Origin of the sequence: Amaricoccus sp. (assembly GCF_036846665.1) — a bacterium.
Taxonomy (GTDB): domain Bacteria; phylum Pseudomonadota; class Alphaproteobacteria; order Rhodobacterales; family Rhodobacteraceae; genus Amaricoccus.
On record NZ_DAIUBO010000390.1, the window covers coordinates 1 to 2,040 of the forward strand.

Sequence of the window (2,040 nt, forward strand, 5' to 3'; positions counted from 1 at the left end):
GGCACGCCTGTCCGGATCGAGCCGAAGGTTCTCGACCTCATCCTGCACCTGATCGACGCGCGCGATCGCGTGGTCTCGAAGGACGAACTGGTCGAGGTGGTCTGGCAGGGCCGCATCATCTCCGACGCGGCCATCTCGAGCGCGGTCAGCGCGGCGCGGCGGGCGCTCGGCGACGACGGCCACGAACAGCGCTACATCAGGACCGCGCACGGGCGCGGCTTCCGCTTCGTGGGCGCGCTCGTGGAAATCGACGATGGCGGGTCGCCTCCGGCGCTCGACATCGACCTGCTGCGCACCTTCGCGCTGGTCGCGGAGAACGAGAGCGTCGCGCAGACCGCCGAGCTCGTCGGCCGGCCTCAGGCATCGGTCTCGGCGCAGGTGGAGCGGCTGGAATCCCTCGTCGGCCGCCGCCTGCTCGATCGCGGCAGCGGCAGTCTCGTGCAGCTGACGCCGGAGGGCCGGTCCCTCCTCCGGCCGGCGCGCGAACTCCTGTCCATGAGCGACGGCATCGTCGCCTCGGTTCGTGCCCGGCCGCAGGCCGACGAAACCGGCGCCGAAGGATCGGAGCGACAGCGGGCCGACCCTTCGGAGACGCGAGGATCCCCGTGGGAACGCCCCTCTCTCGCTGTCCTGCCCTTTCGGAACATGAGCGACGACCCGTGCCAGGAATATTTCTCCGACGGGATGGTCGAGGATATCGTGGCGGCGCTGTCACGGATCAGCTGGTTGCGCGTGACGGCGCACAGCTCCGGTTTCGCCTACAAGAACAGGGCCGTGGATCCGCGCCAGGCGGGCCGGGAGCTTGGCGTGCGCTATCTCCTGCAGGGCGGGGTGCGCCGGTCCGGGAGCCGGGTGCGCATCACCGCGCACCTGCTCGACGCCGAATCGGGAACCCATCTCTGGTCCGACAGGTACGACAGTTCCCTCGAGGATGTCTTCGATCTCCAGGACCATATCGCCGATCGCGTGGCAGCCGTGGTCGAGCCGAGCCTGCGGCGGTCCGAGATCGAACGGTCCCGGCGGAAGCCCACCGAGAGCCTCGGTGCCTACGATCTCTATCTGCGGGCATTGCCGCACATCGCCGCTCGCATGCCGGACGAGGCGAGGAAGGCCCTTCCCCTCCTGCGGCAGGCGCTCGAGCTCGACCCCGACTACATCGCCGCGCAGGCACTGACCGCATGGTGCCACGAGCTGTGCTTCACCCGCGGCGGCTTCGACGAATCCGACCGGAGCGCCGCGCTCATGCACGCCCGGGCGATCATCGCCAGCGACACCGACGACGGGACGGCGCTCGCGATCTCGGGATTCGTGATGACGCTCCTGACGACGGAAAGCGACGCGGCCCTGCATGCCATCGAGCGCGGAATATCGCTCAACCCGGCGAGCGCCACGGCACATTTCCTCGCCGCGCAGGGAAACGGGCTGGCCGGGCGCCCCGAGCCGGCCAAGCTCCACGCCCAGCGCGCGCTGCTGCTGAGCCCCTATGACACCCTGGCCTTCGAAGCGCATCTCGCCCTCGGCGAAGCCGCGCTCGTCGAGGGTCGCTACGATGACGCCGTTTCGTCATTCGCCGCAGCCGCCCGGTCGAAGCCGGATTTCAGCACGGCGCATTTCTTTCAGGCGATCGCCCTGATTCTGGCGGGCCGGCCCGAACTCGCCGCGCGGCGGGCTGCGCAGGGGTTCCAGCTCGAACCCGGATTCAGGTCCCGCATGTTCCATGAGCTGGGGCTGCCCGAACCGCTCTCCGAAAGGTTCACGGATGGGGCGCGGCTTCTCGGCTTGCCGGAATAGGCGGCCCGTCCGGTTCCCGTCCGGTTCCCGGGTGCGGCGAGCGACCGGCGATCGCGCGCGGGGACCCCGTCGCGGTCTCGAGCGTGCTCGCGGTCGATCTGAAACCGTGTGAAAGCTGCCGGGACTGCGGTAATGTCGCGGCGTGAGATACGTCTTCGACTCCTTCGTCCTCGATGGTGCGACGCGCGAGCTGGTCGCCTCCGGCACGCCTGTCCGGATCGAGCCGAAGGTTCTCGACCTCATCCTGCA

Annotated in this window: 1 protein-coding gene; it reads left to right on the top strand. The window is 69.4% G+C overall.

What is annotated here, in order from left to right; all coding sequences use genetic code 11:
* A partial coding sequence (locus V7050_RS20675; protein ID WP_324370708.1) for a LysR family transcriptional regulator occupies window positions 1-1,791 on the top strand: 1,791 nt, incomplete at its 5' end.
* Between the last annotated feature and the right edge of the window lie 249 nt (window positions 1,792-2,040).